Annotated in this window: 19 protein-coding genes; 15 read left to right on the top strand and 4 right to left on the bottom strand. The window is 70.2% G+C overall.

Annotated features, from left to right (window positions below; translation table 11 throughout):
• The first annotated feature begins 120 nt into the window (after positions 1-120).
• The 5 genes from LXT23_RS03140 (at position 121) to LXT23_RS03120 (ending at position 6,208) form a co-directional block, all read left to right on the top strand.
• The gene (locus LXT23_RS03140; RefSeq protein WP_253978558.1) at positions 121-1,257 is read left to right on the top strand and encodes an AAA family ATPase; all 1,137 of its coding nucleotides are present in this window, start codon (positions 121-123) and stop codon (positions 1,255-1,257) included.
• A complete protein-coding gene (locus LXT23_RS03135) occupies positions 1,254-1,928 on the top strand; it encodes a DUF4276 family protein (RefSeq protein WP_323378743.1) in 675 nt (224 codons plus the stop codon). The genes LXT23_RS03140 and LXT23_RS03135 overlap by 4 nt, the downstream gene beginning before the upstream one ends.
• Before the next feature lie 119 nt (positions 1,929-2,047).
• Positions 2,048-3,436, top strand: a complete 1,389-nt coding sequence (locus LXT23_RS03130; RefSeq protein WP_253978556.1) for a hypothetical protein — start codon at positions 2,048-2,050, stop codon at positions 3,434-3,436.
• A gap of 154 nt (positions 3,437-3,590) precedes the next feature.
• Positions 3,591-4,760 (top strand): LamG domain-containing protein, encoded by a 1,170-nt coding sequence (locus LXT23_RS03125; protein WP_253978555.1) that lies wholly within the window; start codon positions 3,591-3,593, stop codon positions 4,758-4,760.
• Positions 4,761-4,993: 233 nt separating this feature from the next.
• Positions 4,994-6,208 (top strand): LamG domain-containing protein, encoded by a 1,215-nt coding sequence (locus LXT23_RS03120; protein ID WP_253978554.1) that lies wholly within the window; start codon positions 4,994-4,996, stop codon positions 6,206-6,208.
• A gap of 20 nt (positions 6,209-6,228) precedes the next feature.
• Here the strand turns inward: LXT23_RS03120 and LXT23_RS03115 are convergent, their stop codons facing one another.
• Positions 6,229-7,134: a LysR family transcriptional regulator gene (locus tag LXT23_RS03115; RefSeq protein WP_253978553.1), complete on the bottom strand. Its 906-nt coding sequence runs from the start codon at positions 7,132-7,134 to the stop codon at positions 6,229-6,231.
• Between the two features lie 135 nt (positions 7,135-7,269).
• On the opposite strand from LXT23_RS03115, the gene LXT23_RS03110 reads away from it, so the two are divergent.
• From LXT23_RS03110 to LXT23_RS03080, 7 genes are all read left to right on the top strand, one after another.
• A complete protein-coding gene (locus tag LXT23_RS03110) occupies positions 7,270-8,166 on the top strand; it encodes an NAD-dependent epimerase/dehydratase family protein (RefSeq protein WP_253978552.1) in 897 nt (298 codons plus the stop codon).
• A 322-nt stretch (positions 8,167-8,488) separates the two neighbouring features.
• Positions 8,489-9,577 (top strand): metallophosphoesterase, encoded by a 1,089-nt coding sequence (locus tag LXT23_RS03105; protein WP_253978551.1) that lies wholly within the window; start codon positions 8,489-8,491, stop codon positions 9,575-9,577.
• Between the two features lie 250 nt (positions 9,578-9,827).
• The gene (locus LXT23_RS03100; protein ID WP_253978550.1) at positions 9,828-11,435 is read left to right on the top strand and encodes a hypothetical protein; all 1,608 of its coding nucleotides are present in this window, start codon (positions 9,828-9,830) and stop codon (positions 11,433-11,435) included.
• Positions 11,436-11,473: 38 nt separating this feature from the next.
• Positions 11,474-13,489 (top strand): HEAT repeat domain-containing protein, encoded by a 2,016-nt coding sequence (locus tag LXT23_RS03095; RefSeq protein WP_253978549.1) that lies wholly within the window; start codon positions 11,474-11,476, stop codon positions 13,487-13,489.
• A 184-nt stretch (positions 13,490-13,673) separates the two neighbouring features.
• On the top strand, positions 13,674-15,353 hold the full coding sequence (gene ettA / locus LXT23_RS03090; RefSeq protein ID WP_253978548.1) for an energy-dependent translational throttle protein EttA: 1,680 nt from the start codon (positions 13,674-13,676) through the stop codon (positions 15,351-15,353).
• A 67-nt stretch (positions 15,354-15,420) separates the two neighbouring features.
• Complete coding sequence (locus LXT23_RS50275) at positions 15,421-16,596, top strand: AAA family ATPase (protein WP_253978547.1); 1,176 nt, start codon at positions 15,421-15,423, stop codon at positions 16,594-16,596.
• Positions 16,589-17,350, top strand: coding sequence for a hypothetical protein (locus LXT23_RS03080; RefSeq protein WP_253978546.1), 762 nt, complete (start codon positions 16,589-16,591; stop codon positions 17,348-17,350). The genes LXT23_RS50275 and LXT23_RS03080 overlap by 8 nt, the downstream gene beginning before the upstream one ends.
• Positions 17,351-17,370: 20 nt before the next feature.
• Here LXT23_RS03080 and LXT23_RS03075 read toward each other — a convergent pair whose 3' ends face one another.
• Positions 17,371-18,000: a hypothetical protein gene (locus tag LXT23_RS03075; RefSeq protein ID WP_253978545.1), complete on the bottom strand. Its 630-nt coding sequence runs from the start codon at positions 17,998-18,000 to the stop codon at positions 17,371-17,373.
• 7 nt (positions 18,001-18,007) lie between these two features.
• On the bottom strand, positions 18,008-18,226 hold the full coding sequence (locus LXT23_RS03070) for a hypothetical protein (protein WP_253978544.1): 219 nt from the start codon (positions 18,224-18,226) through the stop codon (positions 18,008-18,010).
• Positions 18,227-18,270: 44 nt separating this feature from the next.
• Here LXT23_RS03070 and LXT23_RS03065 point away from each other — a divergent pair, with 44 nt between their 5' ends.
• Together LXT23_RS03065 and LXT23_RS03060 are read left to right on the top strand one after the other, a co-directional pair.
• Positions 18,271-19,128: a DUF3667 domain-containing protein gene (locus LXT23_RS03065; RefSeq protein ID WP_253978543.1), complete on the top strand. Its 858-nt coding sequence runs from the start codon at positions 18,271-18,273 to the stop codon at positions 19,126-19,128.
• Positions 19,129-19,233: 105 nt separating this feature from the next.
• Positions 19,234-20,406 carry a hypothetical protein gene (locus LXT23_RS03060; protein ID WP_253978542.1) on the top strand — a complete coding sequence of 391 codons (1,173 nt, stop codon included), beginning with the start codon at positions 19,234-19,236 and terminating at the stop codon, positions 20,404-20,406.
• Positions 20,407-20,897: 491 nt separating this feature from the next.
• Here the strand turns inward: LXT23_RS03060 and LXT23_RS03055 are convergent, their stop codons facing one another.
• Positions 20,898-21,437 (bottom strand): GNAT family N-acetyltransferase, encoded by a 540-nt coding sequence (locus tag LXT23_RS03055; RefSeq protein ID WP_253978541.1) that lies wholly within the window; start codon positions 21,435-21,437, stop codon positions 20,898-20,900.
• A gap of 81 nt (positions 21,438-21,518) precedes the next feature.
• Here LXT23_RS03055 and LXT23_RS03050 point away from each other — a divergent pair, with 81 nt between their 5' ends.
• A complete protein-coding gene (locus LXT23_RS03050; RefSeq protein WP_253978540.1) occupies positions 21,519-23,198 on the top strand; it encodes a serine hydrolase domain-containing protein in 1,680 nt (559 codons plus the stop codon).
• Positions 23,199-23,407: the final 209 nt, after the last annotated feature.

The raw sequence follows: 23,407 nt of genomic DNA, 5'->3' as shown, positions 1-23,407 counted from the left end.
AACACCTTCGCGCACGGCGCGCTTGCTCGTCTGTTGGCAGTGAACGGTGCGGAGCGTTCCTTGTCGGGCCAGGGGGAGCCGGGTACCTTGCCGCGCGCCAAGGCGGGAGGAGAGCGACCCATGTCCCCTGAGAACAAAGCCATCACGCGCATCCAGGTCGAAGGGTACAGGTCGCTCCGGAGCGTCGAGCTGAGGCCAGGCCGCGTGACGGTGCTCATCGGCGCCAACGGGGCGGGCAAATCGAACCTGCTCTCCCTGTTGAGGATGATTGCGCTGATGCGGACGCAGTCGCTCCGCCGGTACGTCGGTGAGGCCGGCGGAGCGTCCGCGCTTCTGCACTACGGGCCCAAGCTAACGCGGGAGATCGGCATCCGGCTGGAGTTCGAGCAGCAGACGGGCGCGAACGCCTACAGCACCCGGCTGGGCTATGCGGCAGGAGATACGCTGCTCTACCTGGACGAGACCGTGGAGTACCGGCCCTCTGGGAGCGCCGAGTTCAAGGTCACGTCGTTGGGGGCGGGACACAAGGAGTCGATGCTGGAAGAGGCGGCGGGCGAGCAGGGCAACCCGACGGCGAAGGTCGTGCGGTGGTGGCTGTCGAGGACGAACTTCTTTCACTTCCACGACACCTCCTTCGCGGCTCCGCTGCGCCAGAACTCACGCCAGGAGGACGTGCGGTTCCTGCGGTCCGATGGAAGCAACCTGGCCGCCTACCTCCGAGCGCTCTCGACGAGTGAAGAGCCCGCAAAGCAGGCGTCGTGGCGTCGCATCAGCCAGCTCGTCAGGCGTGTGGCGCCCTTCATCAAGGCGCTCCAGCCGACGCTGGTCGACCCGGCGCATCCGGAGACCTCGAGCGTGCGGCTGGACTGGATAGACGAACGGGACCAGCTCTTCGGCCCGCACCACCTCTCTGACGGAACGCTGCGCTGCATCGCGCTGTTCACCGCGCTCGGTCAGCCCGTGGAGTCGCTGCCCGCGTTCCTCAGCATCGATGAGCCGGAGCTCGGGCTCCATCCCGCGGCGCTCGGCATCCTCGCCAGTCTAGTCCGCTCCGTCAGCACCCACGCGCAGGTCCTGCTGGCGACCCAGTCGCCCGCGCTGCTGGACCTCTTCGAGCCCCAGGAGGTGGTCGTCACGGAGCGAGCGGAGGGGGCCACCACCTTCCGGCGGCTGGACCCGGGTCAGCTCGCGGGCTGGCTCGAGGACTACAGCCTGTCCGAGCTCTACGACAAGAACGTCCTGGGGGGGCGCCCGTGAAGCGTCTCTTTGTCGTGGTGGAAGGGCCGACCGAGGAAGGGTTCGTGAAAGGCGTCCTCGCTCCGCACCTGCAGGAGCGCTCCATCTTCACGTTCCCCATCATCGTGACGAACCGCCGCGACGCGCTCACCGGCGCCAAGCTGAACAAGGGCGGGGGCCCGTGGCGGAACTGGGTCAAGGACTTGAGGCGCATCATGGGTGACAACCCAGGGCCCGACGTGGCCTTCACCACGCTGATTGACCTCTATGGGCTGCCCAGGGACTTTCCCCAGCTCGACGCGCTCTCCAAGATCGCGGATACCCGTCAACGGGCGTCCGAGGTGGAGACGGTGATGTCCAAGCAGTTCAATGACCATCGCTTCATCCCCTATACCCAGCGGCACGAGTTTGAGGCGCTGGTGCTGGCCGGGCTGCATGCGCTGGCCCTGCTCCTTGACGCGGGGGCGGACGTGGCGGGGCTCGCGCAGCTCCGCTCCGAGGTCGCGGCGCTGGCGCCCGAGGACGTGAACGATGGCCCCGAGACAGCGCCTTCCAAGCGGCTCCTGGCCAGGGTTCCCAGCTACAGGAAGACCTTGCATGGGCCGCTCGTGGTCGAGTCGACCGGGCTCGCGAGTCTTCGGGCAGTCTGTCCTCGCTTCAATGCCTGGGTGACGAAGCTCGAGGGACTGTAAGTCGGAAGTGCCCTCTGCGCGCACTGCCAGTGCACCGGCTTCGTGGGCAGGTCGTGCGGTAGCATCCACCCCGAACCGGTGCGGTCTGCCCGGGTTCGCGCACGGGATGGAGCCCGGACATGTCACGTCACACGCTGTCAAAGGCGGCCCTCTTCGGGGTCCTGGCTGGAGTGTTCGTCGTCGGGCTGGTCCTCACCAGCGGACGTGATGACGCGACCGCGCAGGAGGGCGCCCCCGCCACCTCCACCACGAGCGCGGCGGAGCCGCCTTCCGAGGACGAAGAAGCGCAAGCCGAGGAGCGGGAGCGCGCCGCCTTCGCCCAGCAGGCCCTGGAGGCGCTCCGCGCCGCGGGCTTTCCCGGCGAGGGTCGCTACGAGCCGGAGCACTTCCGCATCCAGACGCAGGGCCCGGACGGCGGCGCGGGCATGGTCATCTTCCTCACCAACTTCTACCGCGAGTACCAGGCCACCCCGCCCGAGCGTCGCGGCGAGGTGCTCGCGCGCCTGACGAAGGCGAACCTGCCCGTCGACGCGCCGGAGACCTACGAACAGGCGCGTCCGGACCTGATGCTCGTGGTGCGCCCCCGCGCCAGCTTCGAGCTGCTCACCGCGCACACCGGCGGCCCCCTGGGCGGCAAGGGCCCCGTGTCGTGGCGCCCGCTGGGCGAGGTGCTGGCCGTGGCGCTCGTCCAGGACACTCCGGACGCCATGCGCTACGTCCCTCCGGAGGACCTGGTGCGCTGGGGCGTCACGTTCGACAGGGCCTACGCCGACGCCCTGGCGAACCTGCGGCGGCTCGGCGTGGAGCCGATGACCCCGGTGGCCCCGGGCGCCTGCGCGCTCTCCACGAATGACAGCTATGGCGCCTCGCGGCTGCTGCTGGCGGAGGTGGTGCGCCGCTGCGAGGTGCGCGGCGAGCCCGTGGCCCTGGTCCCCAACCGGGACACGCTGCTGCTCACCGGCTCGAAGGACGCGGAGGGCCTGCGCAAGGTGGCGGAGGTGGCGCAGCTCGCGATGCAGGCACCGCGCCCGGTGGACGGACGCGCCCTGCGCCTCACCGCCGAGGGCTGGAAGCCCTTCCTCCCCGATGCCGGTCATCCCGCGCGGAGCCTCCTCCAGCGGCTCGCGGTGTCGAGCCTGGCGCGCGACTACGCGGAGCAGGCCGAGCGGCTCGACCAGCAGCATGAGCGGGAGGGCACGGACCTCTTCGTCGCGGGCTACATCCCGGAGCAGGATGAGCATGGCCGCTCGTTCGGCCAGGCGGTCTGGGTCAGCGGCATCGACACGCTGCTGCCGCGCGCGGACATCCTGCTCTTCATGGACGAGAAGCTCGGCCCCAAGGCGCCTCCGGTGGCCGTCGTCCGCTGGGACCTGGTCGTGCGCGATGCCGGCCTGCTGCTCATGCCCGAGCTGGGCCTGTATCCGGAGCGCTACCGCGTGACGGGCTTCCCCTCGAAGGAGCAGCTGGAGCGCTGGAAGGCGGAGCCGACGGCCATGGACACGCCCTGAAGAGGGCGCGGCTCGCCAGGACGGGTCCGACGCGGGGGAGGGAGGGCGGAGGCGCCGGGGGCTCGGTGGGCCTGTCCCTGTCGGGTGGACAGTGCGACTGCTGGCGGGGGTGGCCAGCTTCCGGTGAGGCGCCATTCGTGAATGGAGGTGCTTCATGGCCCGGGCGTTCGACATCACCACCCCGTCGCCCATGCTGAAGCTGGACGGAAGCCGGCGCGGGGAGGTGGGCTTCACCGTCACCAACTCGCTCGGCCAGCCCGTCCAGGGCAGGGCCACCGTCGTTCCCGAGGGGGCGACGCCTCCAGAGTGGTTCTCGCTCGCGGGCGAGGCCGAGCGGGACTTCCCCCGGGACGGCACCCACGTCTTCCACGTCAGGGTGGCCGTCCCGCCCTCACAGGCCGTGGGCGAGCATGCCTTCCGCCTGCTCGTCGTCGACCAGGCCAATCCCGACGAGCACTTCGCGGACGGTCCGCTGGTGGCATTCAAGGTGACTGCCCCGAGCGTCATCGCCCGGAGGCGCTTCCCCTGGTGGATTCCCGCTTCGGCCGCGGCGGCTGTCCTCATCATGGTGCTGGTGGGCGTGCTGCTGGCGCGCCGGGGCCAGGACGAGGGCACGGGAGGCTCCGGCCAGCAGGCGCAACCCCAGGCCATGGTGCTCGCCTTCGACGGGAGCTCGACCTACGTGGACCTGGGCGAGCCTCCGGCACTGGAAGTCACCGGTCCCATCACCCTCGAGGCGTGGATTCGTCCGACGAGCTCCGAGGGACTCCAGAACATCGTGTCCCTGGGCTACGTCCCGAGTCCCAACGGAGGGGGCGTCGTCCTGGGCATCGTGTCGGGCTACTATCAGGCCAGATCGAACATGGATGGAAAGGGCTCCGGTTTCGCGCTTGCGTCCATACCCGCGCAGGACCTGGACCAGTGGGTGCACCTCGCCGCCGTCCATGACGGTGACAAGTGGAGGCTCTACCGCAATGGCGAGCTGCTAGCCGAGGCTTCCCATCCCGGGGGCGGTGTCTTCCCCCTCGACGCCCGCTGGGCCATCGGCGCCAAGGGCAGTGGTGGCGAGCGCTTCTTCAAGGGCAACATCCGGGACGTGCGCATCTGGCGTGTCGCCCGCACCCCGGAGCAGCTCCGCGAGGGAATGAGCCATCCTCCGGACGAGAACGCGAAGGGCCTGGCCGGTTACTGGCCCCTCGACGAGGGACAGGGCAACAACGTCCAGGACCACAGCGGCAACGAGGCCCACGGCTTCATCCAGGGCCTCGAGCAGTGGACGCCCGACGCGCCGCCGCAGGCAGGCGCGCCCACGTCACCACCGTGACAGCCAGGCCCGCGCCCGGCACGCCCGCCACCCCATGTCCGCGACGTGCTCGCGCGCGAGCGTCCACCCATGGCGCTTGGAGTGAGACCCGGGGGAGGGAAGGTGGAAGTGCCGGGGGCTCGGTATGCCTGCCCACGCCCATCCCTGGACGATGCCAGGTGACGCGGGCGGTGCCCAGGTTCCGGGAAAGGGGCATGCGGACCTGTCCCACCGTTCGTGAATGGAGGAGCTTCATGGCCCGGGCGTTCGACATCACCACCACGTCGCCCACGCTGAGGCTGGATTCGAGCCGGCGTGGGGAGGTGGCCTTCACCGTCACCAACTCGCTCGGCCGCCCCGTCCGGGGGAGGGCCGTCATCGTTCCCGAGGGGACGACTCCTCCGGGGTGGTTCTCCATCGTGGATGAGACGGAGCGGGACTTCCCCCGGGACGGCACGCATGTCTTCACCGTCAAGACGGCCGTCCCCGCGTCCCAGGCCGGGGGCGAGCATGGCTTCCACCTGCTGGTGGTCGACCAGGCCAACCCCGACGAGCACTTCGCCGAGGGCCCACCGGTGTCGTTCCGCGTCCCGGCCCCGGTCATCGTCGCCAAGAAGAAGATTCCCTGGTGGATTCCCGCGGCGGCCGCGGCGGCCGTCCTCATCATGGTGCTGGTGGGCGTGCTGGTGTCGCGCCGGGGACCCGCCGAGGAGGAGGGGCCGGGCACGGGTGGCTCCGGCCCTCCGGTGACGGAGGCCCCGGCCCAGCCGCCGCCTCCGGCCCCGGTGCTGGAGTTCAACGGGACCAGCACCTATGTGGACCTGGGCGAGCCCCTGGCGCTGGAAATCACGGGGCCCATCACCCTCGAGGCGTGGATTCGGCCGACGTCCGCCGACACCGTCCAGAACATCGTGGCCCGGGGCTACACCGCGACCAACGCATCCGAGGAAATCGCTCTGCGCGTCAGCGGCAGGTACTACCAGGTCGGCTCGTACATGACGGGAAAGCCCTATGCCTTCGCGTACATGACCCTGCCCGTGCAGGACCTGAACCGGTGGGTGCACGTGGCCGGTGTCTATGACGGTCAGAAGTGGAAGCTCTACCGCAATGGCGAGCTGATGTCCGAAGTGGACCAGGCCGGTGGTGGTGCCTACCCCCTCAGCGCGCGCTGGGCCATCGGGGCCAAGGGGGGCGGTGGCGAGCGCTTCTTCAAGGGCAGGATTCGGGACGTGCGCATCTGGAGTGTTGCCCGCACCCAGGAGCAGCTCGAGGAGGGAATGAAGAAGCCCCCAGACCCTTCCGAGGAGGGCCTGGCCGGCTACTGGCCGATGAACGAGGGCAGCGGCAGGCGCGTCGTGGACCAGAGCGGTAACGAAGCCCACGGCTTCATCCAGGGCGGGAAGTGGATGATTCCCGAGACGGCCCAGGACGGTGGCACGCCTCCGCCCTCGCCCCCGCCCCAGCAGTAGTGGACGGGCCCGCCCGCGTCTCAGCGGGCCCGCCACGCCGCGCCCGAGAAGTGCGCGCGGAGCGTGTCCACGAAGAGTCGCACGCGCCGGGGCACGAAGCGGCCGTGCGGATGCAGGGCGTAGATGTGCAGGGGCTCCGGCTCGTACGTGGTGAGCAGGGCCTCCAGGCGCCCGTCGCGCAGCTCCTCCGCCACGACGAACTCCGGCATCAGCACCAGCCCCAGCTCCGCGAGCGCGGCGTCGCGCAGGGAGAGGCTGCTGTTGACGGAGAGGGTGGCGCGGACCTCCACGGCCAGGGGGCCCTCGGGCCCGCGCAGCAGCCAGGTGGTGGGTGAGAAGGTGCCCGGGTTGATGAGGCAGCGGTGCTTCGCGAGGTCCGCCGGCCGGCGGGGCCGCCCCTCGCGCTTCAGGTAGCCCGGCGCCGCGCACAGCACGCGGCGGGCCCGCGCGAGCTTCACCGCCACCAGCGACGTGTCCGCGGGGTGCGCCGTCATCCGCAGCGCCACGTCGAAGCCCTCCTCCACGAGGTCCACCATCCGGTCATTCAGCAGCAGCTCCACGCGCACGTCCGGCCAGGCGCGCGCGTAGGCGGTGAGCGGCGCGCTCATGTGCAAAAGCCCGAACGAGAAGGGCGCGGTGACGCGCAGGTTGCCGCGCACGGCGGCCTCGCGCTCGGCGACGCGGGCCTCGGCCTCGGCCACCTCGTCGAGGATGCGGCCGCAGCGGGCGTAGTACTCGCGGCCCGCCTCGGTGAGCGCCAGCCGGCGCGTGGTGCGGTGGAGCAGCCGCGCGCCCAGCCGCTCCTCCAGCGCCGCCACCTGCTTGCTCGCGCTGGCCACGGAGATGTTCAGCGCCCGCGCGGCGCCCGAGTAGCTGCCTGCCTCCACCACCCGCCGGAACACCGACATGGCGCTGAGCTGGTCCACGTGCCCTCCTCGGGACTCTTTCCAGATTGGAAAAAGTCCTTCCATGAAGGACCAGATTATCAGCGCGAGGGGTGGGCGCTACATCTGGGCCTGTGAGCGCCGGTAAGGGTCCTGGCGCCGGCAAGGAGCACGGTCATGAAGGTCTTCATCACGGGTGCCACGGGCACCATCGGTTTCCATGTGGCGCGGGCGTTCCGTCGGGCGGGGCACGAGGTGGCGGGGCTGGTGCGCACGCCGGCCAAGGCGAAGCTGCTGGAGGCGGAGGAGATTCGCCCGGTGCTGGGGACGCTGCAGTCGCCCGCGGCCTGGGCGGACGAGGCGGCGCAGGCGAGCGTGCTGGTGCACGCGGCGGTGGACTACACCGCGGACGCGGCGCAGCTGGACGGGCAGGTGCTGGACGTGTTCCTGCGGCCCGGGGCGCCGGGGGCGCCGAAGCGCACGGTGCTCTACACGAGCGGCATCTGGATTCAGGGCGACACGGGCGGCGTGCCGGTGGACGAGTCCACGCCCATCCAGCCCCACGCGAAGGTCGCCTGGCGGCCGGCGCTCGAGCGGCGGGTGCTGGCCTCGGACGCAGTGCGCGGCGCCGTGCTGCGCCCGGCCACGGTGTACGGGCGCGGGGGCAGCCTCACTGCCATGTGGTTCCAGGGCGCGGTGGAGGGGGACGTGCGCGTCTTCGGCGACGGGGCGAACCACCAGGCCATGGTGCACGTGGAGGACCTGGCGGACGCGTACGTGCGGGCGGCGGAGCGGAGCGTGGCGGGAGAGGTCTTCCTGCTCGCGGATGGCTCGCGGGCGCGGGTGAGGGACATGGTGGACGCGGTGGTGCGCGCCGCCGGAGGCAAGGCCCGCGTCACCTACGTGCCCCCGTCGCAGGCGCCGGAGGCCATGCGGAAGCTGGCCGAGTGCCTCGCGATGGACCAGGCCGCGGATGCGTCCAAGGCGCGCAGGCTCCTGGGCTGGGAGCCTCGCCACACGGACTTCGCCGCCGGGGCGGCGACGTACCTGGCGGCATGGAAGGCCTCGCTGTAGTGCTGTGCGGTGGGGATGGCTGGTGCCACGCGGGCTCCGGCGACGAGGCTCGAACGTCGCTGGCCACGTGGCAGGCCTCGCTGTCGCGCTGCGAGGGGGCGGCTGATGCCAAGCGGACTCTGCCGACAAGGCTCGAACGTCGCTTCCGCATGGCAGGCCTCGCTGGGACGTCAGGCTGGCGGGCCTGACGCGCCATGGTGCAGGCGCGCGATGATTCCCCGTCAGGACCCCTGGGGAATCGCGCGTCTCTCCGCCTGCGCGTCCCGAGGCGGACGTCGAGACCCGGCACGCGGGTCCCAAGTCGATTAAAGACGGCAGACCGATGTCCCTCAGAACGCTGCTGCAGGGCCGCTTCCCCTTGATGGCGGGCCTCCTCGTCACCGTCGTCCAGCTCCCGCCGGTGCTCTGGCTCTGCGCGGCGACGCACACGCCCCTGCCGGCCGTGGTGGCGCTGCTCGTCTCCTGGCCTTACCTGCGGAAGCTGGAGAGCCCCTGGACAGCCACGCCTCGCAGCCCGTCCACCTACCTGGCGCTGGGGTGGTGGTCGGCCTGCCTGGTGTTCGACCTGCTCATGCTCCCCGCCCTGCTGGCCATCCGGGCCGGCGCGCCGGGTGGGGCCACGTGGGCCCTGGCCGGCGGCCTCGCGCTGGTGGTGGGCGGTGACGCGGTCCTCGGCCGGCCCCGCCTGCGCAGGCGCACCGTGCGCGTCGAGGGACTGCCACCGGAGCTGGACGGCTACCGCATCGGTCAGCTCTCCGACGTGCACTGCGGCCCCCACGTGCCCGAGGCGCGCGTGGCCTCCTGGGTGTCGCGCCTCAACGGGCTGGACCTGGACCTCGTCACCGTCACCGGCGACCTGATTACCCACGGCTCCTCCCATGTCGACGCCGTCGCGCGCGCACTCGGCGGCCTGCGCGCGAAGGACGGCGCCTTCGCCTGCATGGGCAACCACGACTACTTCACCGACGGCGAGCACTTCGTCCGCGAGCTGCAGCGCCACGGCCTCCAGGTGCTGCGCAACCGTGGCGTCGTCGTCGAGCGGGGTGGGGCTCGCCTCTATGTCGCGGGCGTCGACGACACCTGGACCTCGCGGCACGACCTGGGGCGGGCGCTCGCGGCGCGTCCCGAGGGCGCGCCCACGGTGCTGCTCGCGCATGACCCGGACCTGTTTCCCCAGGCGCAGGCCCGAGGCGTGGAGCTGACGCTCTCGGGACACACCCACGGCGGGCAGCTCGCGGTGCCGGGCGTCCGCCGCCTGTCCCTGGCGCGGTTCATCACCCGGTGGACGGCCGGGCTGTACCGGCAGGGCCGCTCGTGGCTGTACGTGAATCGCGGCGCCGGCACCACCGGGCCCCCGGTCCGGCTGGGCGCCCCGCCGGAGCTTGCTGTCATCACGTTGCGGCGGGCCTGAGCGCCCCCGCCGCGTCCCATTCCCGCACAGCCGGAAATCCCGTGCCCGCGACACTGCGGGTATGGCGTCCCCTCCCGACCTGGCAGGCCTGGGACGGAATGGGGACGAACCGCGCGTGCGACACGTGCGACATAATTCCCGTTTCTCCGTTCCCAGGAAGAGGGCCGAGCACCTGCCTCACGTCGGGCAATTCCGCTCCTGCATCGCAGGCAGGGGCTCGCTCCCCGTCTGCCCTCACAACGGAGACCCCATGCAACTCCTCTCACCCGTCCTGCGCGTCGCGGCGCTGACGTTCGGGCTGGCACTCGCCGCCATCCCCGACACCGCGGCCGCGCAGTCCTGTGTCGACAACTGCGGCAGCTCCGCCGGGACGTGCTACTGCGACGCGTCCTGCTCCGAGTACGGCGACTGCTGCTCGGACTTCCAGTCCGCCTGCGGCGACAGCAGCAGCGCCAGCCTGACTTCATCCTGCTCGGCCGTCTGTAACTCCAGCAGCGACTGCGGCTACGAATGTGCCGACAACTACGGCAACACCAGCTGGTGCGGCCACTTCACCTGCTACATCCCCGAGGAGACGCGCGACGCCCCGTGCGCCTCGTTCTGCGACTCCACCTCGGACTGCAACGCCCAGTGCATCTCCGATTCGGGCGCCGCCGCCACCTGCTCGGCGTATGTCTGCAACGCGATTCCCCCGCCCAACTTCGACATCCACGCGACGACCACGGAGCCGTGTACGGAGAGCGGCTCGGGGAGCACGTACACCATCACCTGCGCGAAGAACACCGGCACCCAGAACCTGGGCAATTCCGCGCTCGGCATGAAGGGCTGGAGCTACTACTCGTCGCGCGTCGCCATCGACACGGCCAACGCGCAGCTGGGCGCGCGGGCCCGCTTCCTCATCGTGGGCAAGGAGATTGGCTCCTACTCCAACCCGGCGCTGGACGTGTATTCCAACGTGCAGCCCGTCGCCCGGGCCTGCAAGACCAACCAGGCCGGCATCTACATCCGGGCCGGCGGCTCGATTGTCTGGAAGAAGGCCATCAACAAGTCCTGCGTCCCCGCCCAGAACCTCACGGACCTGCCGGGCCTGACGTGCCCGGAGACGCTCCTCGACTTCCAGGGGGCCACCACGCCCGTGGTCATCTACAACCAGACGATTCCTGGCGCGAGCAAGTCCTTCTCCTACACCATCAAGGTCGTCACCGCGACGCTGTCGGCCTCCGCCAAGGCGAAGGTCCAGTACACCGCCAGCCACAACCTCACCACGCGCAACGCCTCCAGCACGGTGGACTCGGAGGTGATTGGCTCCGTGGTGGGCGGCGCCAAGGTGGACGTGTCGGCGTTCAACGTGGGCGCCGAGGTGGGCATCAACGGCACCGCCAACCTGCTCGACTACCACATGCCGAACATCATGGAGGTCAGCTCGACCAACGGCTCGAACCTCACCGTCCACTCCAACGCGTACGTCCAGCGCAAGGCGGCGTCGTGGACACTGGAGGCGTACCTCACCGCGAAGTTCTTCATCGGCCACAAGACGTGGAAGCACAAGATTGGCAGCGGGACCTGGGGCGGTGACGGCGCGCCCGCCACCCTGTTCGAGCGGTACTGGTACCCCAGCTTCGCCGGCCTGACGCCCATCAGCTGCACGGCGCTGAAGACCAACTACGACACCCTGTGGCCCAGCTGCGGCGACGGCGTGTGCAACGGCGGCGAGACGTCCTGCCTTTGCAACGAGGACTGCGGCGGCACCTGCACCATCGTCCGCTGCGGCGATGGCCGCTGCTCGCTGGGCGAGAACTGCCCGGTCGACTGCAACGGCGGCGGCACCTGCCGCATGCCTCCCTGCCCCGTGCTCTAGGCCGCTGACCCCATCCTCTACCCCGTAGGAGTCAACCCATGAAGTCCACCCCCCCGAGCAAGCACCGGAGGGTCGCCGCGGTCGTCCTGGCCGTGGCGGCCCTGCTCGCCGCGGCCGGGCTGCTGCTGAGCCGCACGCAGCCGACGCCCACGGCCACCCCGCCTGTTGCCTCCTCACGGGACGAGGAGCTCCCCGAACCGCCGCTGCCCGCGCTCCCCGAGCCGGGCCAGCGGGCCTCGCGCGCCGTCTACCGCGTGGAGCACGACCTGCGCTTCACCCTGGACATCTCGAAGATGGCGAGCGGGCTGGACCCGAACGCGAAGCAGCAGGTGACCACCGACAACGCGAAGACCGAGGTGGTGACGAAGGTCTCCGGCCTGCTGGAGTGGAGGCCGGTGCCGGGCGCGGAGGGCCGCTGGGTCCGGCTGCGCTGGAAGGACACCGGCTCGCGCTCCACGTACCCCGGCAGCGGGATGTCCGCCCAGGACGAGGCGTTCCTCAGCGAGCAGCAGGCGAAGCTGCTCGACGGCGCCGAGGCCTTCGTGCAGCTGGACCCGCGCAACAAGGTCCTCGGCGTGAAGGTGGCCCCGGAGCTCAAGCCCCAGGCCCTGCCGCAGCTCTTCAACGTCCTGGAGCTGATGGCCGCCAGCGTCCCCGGCCGTCCGCCCGAGGAGTGGAACGCCGAGGAGCACGACAGCTTCGGCCGCTACAACGGCGCCTACAAGGTGGAGGCCCGCGACGGCCAGACGCTGCTCGTCGGCAAGACGAAGCACTACCAGGAACTCCACCACGCCTCGCCCGCCGAGGCGGACGGCGTGGGCCTGCGCGAGAAGGACGTGAAGACGATGGGCAAGGCGCGCATCCGCTTCAGCCTGGAGGAGCGGCGGGTGCTCGCCGTGGAGGCGCGCTTCCGCACGCAGGTGCGCCACCCGCTCATGGACTCGGACGTGGAGGAGACGTACTCCGTGCAGCCCGCGGGGCTGGAGGCCTTCGCGGACACGGCGCCGCCGTCCTCGCTGGAGGAGCACCTGGTGGCCCTGCGGGACGTGGACCCCCGCCGCGTGGCGGAAGCGGCCCGCTCCTCCGTCACCGCCCGGCCCGGGACGGTGGGGCTCGAGCCCGCCGAGGTGGAGCGCAAGCTGGTGGAGCTGATGGCCGCCCTGCGGCGCCTGCCCCGGTTCGACCCACAGGCGGAGGACGCCCGCCCGCTGCTGAAGGACCTGGTGTCGCTCTTCTCCAGCCACCCGGCGGTGGCACGCCAGTCGCTGCTCCCCGTGCTGACGGACCTGAAGGACCCGGTGCCCGCCGACGTGCTGTCCGCCGTGGTGGCCCAGGTCGTGGGCCTGGGCGTCGAGGGACAGACGCTCGCGCTCAACGTGCTCGCCTCCAAGGGGATGCCGGAGGAGGGCTACGCGGCGGCGCTCCAGGGCATCGGCACGCAGGACACGCTGGAGTGGACGGGCCGTGACGCGCTCCTGCAGACGCTGCGCGGCGAGATGCTGGACGTACCCGCCGAAATCGCCGTCAACGCGGCGCTGCTGGTGGGGCACCAGGGCCGGCTGGCGAAGGAGCGCGGCGAGGACGTGTCGCAGTGGCAGGGGGCGCTGGTGGACGCGCTGGCCCGGGCGAAGGACCCGGAGCGTCAGGAGCTGGCGCTCCTGGGCCTGGGCAACATCGGCGAGCCGGCCACGCTGGCCCTGGCCGAGCGCTACCTGGACAGCCCGGACGCCAACGTGCGGCTGGCGGCGGCGAGCGCCCTGCGGCAGGTGGCCGACCCGCAGGCGGCCCACCGCATCTTCTCGCTCTTCATGTCAGACCCGAGCGTGGAGGTGCGCCTGGGCGTGGTGGACCTGTTCAACGAGCTGGCCCCGCTGGACGCCGTCATGGCGCAGGCGCTCCAGGCCATGCCCGGCCAGCCGGACCCGGCGGTGCGCCGCAAGACGCTCGCGGTGCTCGCCGAGCGCAGCCGCTCGCCCCAGTTCGTCTCGGCCTTCCTCGGCGACCCGGACCCGACCATCCGGGCGCTCGCCCAGGAGTACCTCGGGCGGCTGTGAGCGGTGCCTCGGGCATGGGCCTCGGGGAAGACTCCCGTGGCCCGTGCTCGGTGGCCGGGCTGGCGTGCTCGGGCCGCCGGGGGGGCTTGGGGTTGCGGACGGTAGGGACGCTCGCGCCTTGAGTGCGGTGTTCCACCCTGGTATCCGCTGTGCCCTTCACCCCGCCGGAGGCAGGAAAGCCGCGATGGCCCAGAATTTCATCTTCACGATGCAGGACCTGCGCAAGGTCAAGAACAGCAAGGAGATCCTCAAGGGCATCTACCTGTCGTTCTTCCCGGGCGCGAAGATTGGTGTCATCGGCCCCAACGGCTCGGGTAAGTCCACGCTGCTGCGCATCATGGCGGGCGTGGACACCGAGTTCTTCGGCGTGGCCAAGCCGGACCCCACGGCGAAGGTGGGCTACCTGGCGCAGGAGCCGCAGCTCGACCCCACGCTGGACGTGAAGGGGAACGTGGAGCTGGGCCTGAAGGAGATTCGGGCCGCGCTGGACCGCTTCAACGAGGTCAGCGCGAAGTTCGCCGAGCCCATGGACGACGCGGCCATGGAGAAGCTGCTGGCCGAGCAGGGCCGGCTCCAGGACTACATCGACTCGGTGAACGGCTGGGAGCTGGACCGGACGCTCGAGATGGCGATGGACGCGCTGCGGCTGCCCCCGGGCGACGCGGACGTGACGAAGCTGTCCGGCGGTGAGAAGCGCCGCGTGGCGCTGTGCCGCATCCTCCTGGAGAAGCCGGACCTGCTGCTGCTGGACGAGCCCACCAACCACCTGGACGCGGAGAGCGTCGCGTGGCTGGAGGTGGCGCTGAAGGAGTACAAGGGCACCATCGTCTGCATCACCCACGACCGGTACTTCCTGGACAACGCGGCCGAGTGGATTCTGGAGCTGGACCGCGGCGAGGGGGTGCCCTGGAAGGGCAACTACTCCAGCTGGCTGGAGCAGAAGCAGAACCGGCTGGCGCTGGAGGAGAAGTCGGAGAGCCACCGGCAGAAGACGCTCAAGCGCGAGCTGGAGTGGGTGCGCCAGTCGCCCAAGGCGCGCCAGGCGAAGAGCAAGGCGCGTATCGCCGCGTACGAGGACCTGCTCAACCAGTCGCAGGAGAAGCGCGAGGCGACGGGTGAAATCATCATCCCCCCCGCGCCGAAGCTGGGCGGGCTGGTGGTGGAGGCCAAGGGGCTGCGCAAGGCGTACGGCGACCGGCTGCTGGTGGACGACCTGAACTTCAAGCTGCCGCCGGGCGGAATCGTCGGCGTGATTGGGCCCAACGGCGCGGGTAAGACGACGCTGTTCCGGATGATGACGGGCGTGGAGACGCCGGACGCGGGCGAGCTGCGGGTGGGCGAGACGGTGAAGCTGGCCTACGTGGACCAGAGCCGCGACGCGCTGAACGGCGACAACTCGGTGTTCCAGGAGGTGAACGGCGGGCTGGACTTCATCGACCTGGGCAAGGGCGGGCAGGTGCCCAGCCGCGCGTACCTGGCGGGCTTCGCGTTCAAGGGCCAGGACCAGCAGAAGCGGGTGAAGGACCTGTCCGGCGGCGAGCGCAACCGCGTGCACCTGGCGAAGATGCTCAAGAGCGGTGGGAATCTCCTGCTGCTCGACGAGCCCACGAACGACCTGGACGTGGAGACGCTGCGGAGCCTGGAGGACGCGCTCTTGAGCTTCGCGGGCTGCGCGGTGGTCATCAGCCACGACCGGTGGTTCCTGGACCGCATCGCCACGCACATCCTGGCGTTCGAGGGGGACAGCAAGGCGTTCTTCTTCGAGGGCAACTTCCAGGACTACGAGGCGGACAAGAAGAAGCGCCTGGGCCCCGAGGCGCTGGAGCCGCACCGCATCCGGTACCGGCCCCTCACCAAGAGCTGATCGGGCGGGACTTTCCCCTCTCCCTCACGGGAGAGGGGTAGGCTGCGCGACGTCAGGAGGGGTGGCCGTGATCGAGAAGGTCCAGTTCCGCAACTTCAAGGCGTACCGCTCGCTCGACCTGGAGCTGGAGCCCTTCACGGTGCTGGTGGGGCCCAATGCGTCTGGGAAGACGACGCTGCTGGAGGGGCTGCATCTTCTCTCCACCGTCGTCAATGCGATGTTGGCGGGCGGCAAGGACTCCTGGCCTGGACCGCCGGTGCAGTCGCATGGTGTCCAGTCCCCCGTCGAACTCGGCGCCCTTGGCGGGTGGAATGGCATGAAGGGCATGGCGAGAGCCATCAGTGCCGCCGATTGGGTGCAGCGAAAAACGTTCCGAGAGTTGCCATTCGGTCTGGCATGCACTTGGGGTGGACAGACGTTTTGGATTGGCGACAGCCGTTTGAAACCTAGCGCCAACATGGGACCGTTGACGGTGGGAGATCTCGAAGCCATCCAGCCGCTTCGGGCTGGACTGAGCGCGACCGCGATCTTGCGGTTTGTCCCAGGCCGGCTCGCGGAGGCTTCCTACAGCGAGGAACTCGTTCCCAGCATGTCGACGGATGGAAGTGGCCTTGCGTCCGTCCTGGCCTACCTCAAGCTGAGCGAGGATGAGGTCTTTGCCCGTATTGAAGGAGCTCTCAAGCTGGTCGTCCCTGCGGTACGTCGCATCCGCATCGAGCGCGCTACGGTAGAGCTGACAGCGGCGCGGATTTACGCGTCGCACGAACAGGACCAGGAGATCGTAGAAAGGCGCACGCTCTGGGGAAACCAGATCGTCTTCGACATGCGCGGTGCGAAGGGTGTTTCTCCCGGCGCGGCGGGAGAGGGCACGCTGATGGTGCTCGGGCTTCTCACTGCACTCATGGGTCCCAGCAAGCCCCGGCTCGTGTTGCTTGATGATATTGAGCTGTCGCTTCATCCGGCAGCTCAAGCTCGCCTTGTTGATGCGTTACGCACAATTCAGAAGAACGATCCTGGGCTCCAGATCATTGCTACCAGCCACTCGCCCTTCATCCTGAACTATCTGCGCCCGGAGGAAGTCCGGATGACCTTCCTCGCGGAGAACGGCTTCGCCCGCTGCGAAAAGCTCACCGCACATCCTGAGTTCGAGAAGTGGAAGGGCCTGATGGCCCCAGGCGAGTTCTGGAGCACCGTGGGCGAGGAGTGGATTGGAAAGCTGGGTGGGGCCGCGGCGAATGAGTGAGCCCTCCTATGAGTTCGGGGTCGTCTGCGAGGCGCGGGCGGACCAGCTCACTGCGTGTGGCATCGCAGACCGGGTTCTGGCCGCGGAGGTCGACTGGCTCGTCCCTGAGGTGCGCGACACCATCTATAGATGGACTGGAGTCAACGCGCTCCCAGAGGACAGGTTCATACGCTGGCAGAAGGTGCGTGAGGAACTGGCGCAGCGAGGAATCAAGAGCCTCTTCGGGTTCTTCGGTGGAGAGTCCGGCCGACCGGATGCATTCATTGCCCGGCAGGCCCTCCTGCTCTTTGCCTCGCTGGAGCGCAGGCCCGACGCCGTGCTGCTGGTGCGTGACAGTGACGGCGACCCGACGCGTCGCGAGGGGCTGGAACAGGCACGAAGCACCCATCCCTGGCCCTTCCAGGTGGTCATTGCCCTGGCGGAGCCCAAGCGGGAAGCCTGGGTGCTCGCGGGCTTCGAGCCTGCCAACGCCGATGAGATGGCACGGCTCCGTAGCCTTCGGGAGCGCCTGTCCATGGACCCCGTTCTCAAGTCCCACGAGCTCGACGCGAGCGAGCACGGAGCGAAGAAGGACATCAAGCGGGCTCTCTACGAGCTGATTCAGGATGACTGGGACCGCGAGCGGCAGTGTCTGGATGGGACACCGCTAGAGGTGCTGGAGCAGCGAGGGCGGCACAATGGACTGGCAGCATTCATGGCTGAGGTCCGCGAGCGGCTCGTCCCGATTCTTAAGGGGACTGGCCGGACCGGTTGACCTCAGGACGGGCCGCAGCCTCACTCCTCCAGGGCGCGGAGCGTCTTCTGGCGGAGCACGTCATGGACGACCTCCATCCACCGCGTGTACTGCTCCAGCGTCTCCTCGCCCAGGTTGTAGAAGCCCATGTACTTCCAGGAGTAGCGCTGCCCACCCTTGCTGTAGTGGGGGCCCCAGCCTGTCTCATTCGCCCAGCTCGCGAGGAACGCTCCCCACGCGCGCATGGTCCAAGCGCTCAGGGTGCCATCGGGTGTACGCGCGAAGACGTTGTCGCAGTCCATCCCCGCCAGGATGAGGTGCGTCTCCCCGAGCAGTTGCATGAGCCTGTCGCCCAGGGCCGCGGACCTGGGGTCGTCTTCGTCCACGGGGCCGAAGACCTGGATGAACTCTTCGTAGGGACGATGGAGCAGCGCCTGCGTCGCGCTCAGCGTCGGAGGTGCCTCCCTGTTCAAGGGGACGAAGCACCCCGGCGACAGCAGTGAATCGTCCCCGGCCAGTTCCCACCAGAGGGCGACGCCGCAGCGCTGCTCCGCCGCCGTGAGCACTTCGATGGCTCGGGTGAGGTCCCCCCGGCACTCGATGACGTCCACCACCGCCGAGACGAAGGGAATGCTCCGGTCGAGCGGCACCGGTAGGCCACGGGTGCTCATGCCTGCCTCACGGGCTCTGCCGGCCGACGAGGCGCCCGAGGATGCGCTGGAACTCGTCGGGACTGAGATTCACGTGCTCGACCACGTAGCCGTAGAGCATCGCCGTGGGCACGTTGCGGCCGCCCCGCTCCTGCTGGAGCTGGTGGAGCGTGTGGAGGACGATGCGCTCGACCCGGGTGAGGCCGTCGCGCACGTCGGGGATGAGGTCGCTGGGGTCCAGGGCCATGTCCGGGGGCCAGCGTACCTCGCGGCTGGGAGGGGGAGGAGACCGTGCACCGCCTCGCGCACTACACTCTCCGGCTCATGTCCGCTGTCCCCGAGCCCGTCGCCGCCCCGTCGCCTCCTCCCGTGGAGCCTTGCGCCGACTGTGGAGCGGAGCTGACGGGGCCCTACTGCGCGCAGTGTGGCGCGAAGCGCTTCAGCCGGGACGAGCAGCAGTTCCAGCCGTACATGAAGAAGCTGCTGCTGGAGCGGCTGCACCTGGACGGCCGCCTGTGGCGCACCCTGTGGCTCCTCGTCTCGCGGCCCGGGTTCCTCACCGTGGAGGCCCACTCGGGGCGCTTCGGGCCCTACCTGTCGGCGCGCAAGCTGTTCCTCCTTGTCGGCGCGCTGTACTTCCTCTTCGGCAGCGGCACGTTCTACCGGCTGGACGTGATGATGGCCGACGGCGCGGAGCGCTATCAGGCGTTCGTCGAGTACTCGGCGCGCGAGCAGGGCGTGGAGCCCGCCGTGCACCGCGAGCACCTGGAGGCCCGGTTCCAGCGCGTGAACAAGCTCGTGCAGCTCGGCGGCGTGCTGCTGCTGGCCTGTGCGCTGCCGCTGCTCTACCGCCAGCCCCGGCGCTACTTCGGCGAGCACCTCACCTTCGCGCTCCATGTCGCCGTCTTCCGCTTCCTCGTGGGCGCCGTCGGTCAGCCCTTCCGCCCGCTCCTGGGGACGTGGGTTCCCAGCTTCTCCCTCGTCAACCTCGCGTTCCTCATCTACGTGGGCATCGCCCTGCGGCGCGTGTACGGCGGCTCGTGGGTGGCGACGTGGGCCAAGGCCCTGGTGCTGTGCCTCATCGCCATCGCCACGGTGTTCCTCAGCATCGGCGCGGGCATGAGCAGCGTCTTCTTCCTCTGGCGTTAGCCGGGTGTCCCGCACGGACGGTGGGCGGGCGGACGGGCGTTGCCTCAGAGGGACTCCGAGTGCGAGCGGCTAGATTCCGCGCCGTACCCGACAGGAGCCCACGCCATGCCCATCCGTCACGTCTTCCCCGCCGCGCTCGCGGTCCTCGCCGTGCTCACGCCGCTGCTGGGCCAGGCGCAGCTCCAGCTGGAGCGCGTGGGGCCCACCTCTTCCTCCACCGCCGTCATCCACCGGGGCGAGCGCGTCGGCTTCTCCGCGCGCGCTACCAGCCCGGCCGGCGGGCTGCACGGCTCGGAGTGGTACTTCGACGGGAGCTACCTGGGCGCGCAGTACCGCACCGCGCTCCCGGGCTCCACCGAGTATGACGCTACCTTCTGGCGCGGCCTCGACTTTCCCTCGACGGGACGGTTCCGCGTGACGACCCTGGCGTTCGACCGCAGCAGCAACTACAGCGGCCCCGCCACGTGGACGGTCGACGTCGTCGAGCGCCCCCGGTTCCTCTACGTGGACCAGACGGACACGCTCCTCGACGCTCCACAGGCCACGCAAGATGCGTTCTGGAGCTTCGTCGCCGCCCGCCGCATCAACCAGCTCGGCATCTACCGCCTCAACCAGATTCTGGGGAACGCCACCCGCACCGCGGCGCTGCGTGCGTTCATCACCCGGGCCCACGCGGCGGGCGTCTTACGCGTCTTCGCCATCGTCGCGACGCCCACCAACGTCGCCACTGTCCGGACGTACCTCAACGACTCCGCGACTCCGGCCACCGCACGGTTCGATGGGCTGCTGACCGAGCATGAGTTCTGGAACGGGACGACGTCCGCCGACTTGCGCTGGGGTGATTACCTCCGCCTGCTCGCGCATGTGCGCACCCTCGCTGACGAGAAGGGGATGCTGGCGGCCACGTACGTGGGCTGGTTCTCCGCCGAGGAGGCCCGCACCCTGCGCGAGCTGGTGGACGTCGTCCTCCTGCACGCCTACGTGGCGACTCCCGCCAATGCCTACCCGTACCTCCGGACGCGGCTGGAGCACCTGTCCCGCGAGTGGGGCCGCCCCGTCCAGGTGTGGCCCATCTTCTCGGCGGAGTGCGACTTCTCCGGCCGCTGGTTCTCTGACAACCGCTTCGCGGATGCGCTCGAGCTCGCGGAGACGACGGTGCTCGATGCGTACCGCGCCGATGACCGCACGTTCCGCAACGGGCTGCGCGTCGCGGGCTTCGCCTACTTCGCCCGGACCCATCTCACCACCGCGCTCGGCGGCGCGGCGTGTGCGCCCTGACGTGCTCGGCGCTCGCAGTCGAGGGGGCGCTCAGCCAGGCCGCGGGTGAGGTCTGCCGGGGCCCGCCGGAGGTCGCGCCCCCGGCGGAATGAGCGTTCCTTCCAGGCTCGGGAGGGTGGGCAGGGCTGGCTGCGACGCGGAATGAGCGTTCCTTCCAGGCTCCGGCGAGGGGCAGTGCGTCCAGGGTACGGGCGCGTCCTGCTCGAACGCGCGGGGGCGTGCCTCCGGCGGAAGGAACGCTCCTTCCATGCTCGGGGACGAGCAGGGCGGCCCGTGTCGCGGGCGTGTCCTGCCCGAACGCGCGGGGGGGCGTGCCTCCGGCGGAAGGAACGTTCCTTCCACGCTCGGCGACGGGCAGGGCGGCCAGCGTCGCGGGCGTGTCCTGCCTGAGCTCGCCGGTGGACGTGCCCCGCGCGGAAGGAACGTTCCTTCCTGCTGCCGGGGCGCCCCGGGGAGCGCCATGGCTGTGTACGAGTGTCGCGCGTCCTGAATCAGCGCTCACTGTCGAGGACGCGCTTCATGGAGACGCGGCTCTCGGGCGGGAGGCCGAACCGCGTCTCCGCTTCACGGATGGCGCGCAGCCCCGGCCCCTGCTCGTCGTCCCGGAGGATGCGGAACCCCAGACGCTCGTAGTAGGGCGCGTTCCATGCCACGTCCCCGAAGGTGGTGAGCAGCAACGCCGGGTATCCCTCCGCCCGGGCCCACCGTGCGATGAGCTCGAACAGCGCCGCGCCCAGTCCCCGCCGCGCATGGCCGGGGTGCACGTCCGCCTCGACGATGAAGACGGCCCCGTCCAGCGGCTTGCAGATGGTGAAGGCCGCGACGGTGCCGTCCTTCGCGACGGCCACCCACACGTCTCCCCGCTGGTGGTGCTCCCGCAGTTGCTCCAGGGACTGCACCGGGAGCCCGGCCGCGAACGGATGCGGCGAGTGGTGGAACTGCTCCGCCGCGAGGCGCTCCACCTCCGGGAGCGCTGGCAGCTCCTCGGCGACGGCGCGTCTCAAGGTGTAGTCGCGATAGCTGTGTTCCATCGTTCCCTCCGTTCCGGCGCTCGTCCGGCGCTCGGCGGGCCGGACGGACTATAAGACAGCCACTTCCTCCCCAGGTGTCCGATGCCCACGCAGCCTTCGCGCGTCCTGCTCCTCCTCTCGCTCCTGTCCGCCACCGCATGGGCCGATGGCGCCACGCCCGGAGCCATGGCCCTGGTGGACCTCGCATTCTCTCGTTTCACCGAGCCGGGCTTGCCCGGCTGCGCCGTCGGTGTGAGCCAGGGCGGGAAGACGCTGCTGGAGCGCGCCTACGGACAGGCCAACCTGGAGCATGACCTCCCCAACACCCCCGCCACGGTGTTCGAGGCCGGCTCCGTCTCCAAGCAATTCACCGCCGCCGCGGTGCTCCTGCTCGCCCAGGACGGCAAGCTCTCGCTCGACGACCCGGCGCGCCGCTACGTCCCGGAGCTCCCCGACTACGGCACCCCGATAACGCTGCGGCACCTGATGCAGCACACCAGCGGCCTGCGGGACTGGGGCACCGTCGTGGACGCGGCGGGCTGGCCTCGCGGCACCCGCATCCACACCCACGCGCACGTGCTGGACGTGGTCAGCCGGCAGAAGGCCCTCAACTTCCCGCCCGGCACCGAGTACCTCTACTGCAACACCGGCTACAACCTACTCGCCATCATCGTGGCGCGCGTGAGCGGCCAGTCCTTCGCCGACTTCACGCGGCAGCGCCTCTTCGTCCCGCTCGGCATGAAGCACACCCAGTGGCGCGACGACTTCACCCGCGTGGTGAAGGGACGCGCCACGGCCTATGAGCTGAAGGAGGAGCGCTTCCACTCCGACATGCCCTTCGAGGACGTGCACGGCAACGGCGGCCTGCTCACCACCGTGGGCGACCTGCTGCGCTGGAACGAGGCCCTCGCGGCAGGGAAGGTCGGCGGGCCGGGCTTCGTCCGCGAGCTGCAGCGTCAGGGGAAGCTCACCAGCGGCCGGCAGCTCGAGTACGCGTCGGGAATCGTCATGACCTCGTACCGGGGACTCCCGGAGGTGAGCCACGCGGGCGCCACCGCGGGCTACCGCGCCTTCCTCGCGCGCTACCCGCGCCAGCAGCTGTCCGTGGCCCTGCTCTGCAACCACGGTGAGGTCAACTCGGTGAAGCTGGCGCACGCGGTGGCCGACATCTTCCTCGCCGGCCAGGTGCCGCCCGTACCCACGCCCGGCACGGCGACGCTCGCGGCGCAGGTGCTCTCCGCCAGGGCGGGGCTCTACCGCAACACCCGCACCGGCGAGCCCCTGGAGCTGCGCGTGCGCGAGGGACGGCTGGAGCTGGAGGACGGCACTCCGCTCACGCCGAGCTCCGAGGTGCTGTTCCGGGTGGGCGAGGGCGCCGCGCAGCTTGCCTTCGACCTGGGCAAGGGCGGGCGGCCCACCGCGATGCAGCTGCGCACGCCAGATGGTGACAGCGTGCCCTTCGTGCCGGTCGTGCCCGCGCGGGTGGACGCGGCGGGGCTCGCCGGATACGCGGGCACCTACGTCAGCCAGGAGGCGGAGGTCTCCTATGCGGTCGCGGCCGAAGGGGACACGCTCGTGCTGCGGAGGCGCCCGGCGGACGTCTTCACCCTGGTGCCGAAGTACGCGGACGTCTTCCTCGCTCCGGAGCTGGGGCTGGTGCGCTTCACGCGCGACGCCTCGGGCCGGGTGGACGGGCTGAGCCTGTTCATGGGGCGCGTGCGCGACCTGCGCTTCGCACGTGAGGCCTCCGCTCCGGTGCCCACGGCGGTGGACCGGAAGTAGACCCGGCATGAAGCGGGGGACGGCCCTGCATGGGCTGAGCCCGCTGTCAGCGCTCCAGCCAGTCGTACGCGCCGGGCCTCGAGGGCGGGCGCTCACGGGCTGCCCCGGGCAGGGCCTCCGTTCGCATGAACTCGAGCGTTGGCGGCGGCAGGCTCTGCTACAGTGCCGGGCCGGGGCGGCTCTGGATGTGCTTCCTTCTCACTCCTGCG

This window comes from Pyxidicoccus xibeiensis, assembly GCF_024198175.1.
Lineage (GTDB): Bacteria > Myxococcota > Myxococcia > Myxococcales > Myxococcaceae > Myxococcus > Myxococcus xibeiensis.
Note: the sequence above shows the minus strand (reverse complement) of the source record. Positions and strands in the feature narration are given on the sequence as shown.

Bases quoted from the DNA above. Each gene is read 5' to 3' on its own strand.
- LXT23_RS03140 (WP_253978558.1), top strand. From the start codon at position 121: ATGTCCCCTGAGAACAAAGCCATCACGCGCATCCAGGTCGAAGGGTAC.
- LXT23_RS03130 (WP_253978556.1), top strand. From the start codon at position 2,048: ATGTCACGTCACACGCTGTCAAAGGCGGCCCTCTTCGGGGTCCTGGCT.
- LXT23_RS03125 (WP_253978555.1), top strand. From the start codon at position 3,591: ATGGCCCGGGCGTTCGACATCACCACCCCGTCGCCCATGCTGAAGCTG.
- LXT23_RS03120 (WP_253978554.1), top strand. From the start codon at position 4,994: ATGGCCCGGGCGTTCGACATCACCACCACGTCGCCCACGCTGAGGCTG.
- LXT23_RS03110 (WP_253978552.1), top strand. From the start codon at position 7,270: ATGAAGGTCTTCATCACGGGTGCCACGGGCACCATCGGTTTCCATGTG.
- LXT23_RS03105 (WP_253978551.1), top strand. From the start codon at position 8,489: ATGTCCCTCAGAACGCTGCTGCAGGGCCGCTTCCCCTTGATGGCGGGC.
- LXT23_RS03100 (WP_253978550.1), top strand. From the start codon at position 9,828: ATGCAACTCCTCTCACCCGTCCTGCGCGTCGCGGCGCTGACGTTCGGG.
- LXT23_RS03095 (WP_253978549.1), top strand. From the start codon at position 11,474: ATGAAGTCCACCCCCCCGAGCAAGCACCGGAGGGTCGCCGCGGTCGTC.
- ettA (WP_253978548.1), top strand. From the start codon at position 13,674: ATGGCCCAGAATTTCATCTTCACGATGCAGGACCTGCGCAAGGTCAAG.
- LXT23_RS03080 (WP_253978546.1), top strand. From the start codon at position 16,589: ATGAGTGAGCCCTCCTATGAGTTCGGGGTCGTCTGCGAGGCGCGGGCG.
- LXT23_RS03075 (WP_253978545.1), bottom strand. From the start codon at position 18,000: ATGAGCACCCGTGGCCTACCGGTGCCGCTCGACCGGAGCATTCCCTTC.
- LXT23_RS03070 (WP_253978544.1), bottom strand. From the start codon at position 18,226: ATGGCCCTGGACCCCAGCGACCTCATCCCCGACGTGCGCGACGGCCTC.
- LXT23_RS03060 (WP_253978542.1), top strand. From the start codon at position 19,234: ATGCCCATCCGTCACGTCTTCCCCGCCGCGCTCGCGGTCCTCGCCGTG.
- LXT23_RS03055 (WP_253978541.1), bottom strand. From the start codon at position 21,437: ATGGAACACAGCTATCGCGACTACACCTTGAGACGCGCCGTCGCCGAG.
- LXT23_RS03050 (WP_253978540.1), top strand. From the start codon at position 21,519: ATGCCCACGCAGCCTTCGCGCGTCCTGCTCCTCCTCTCGCTCCTGTCC.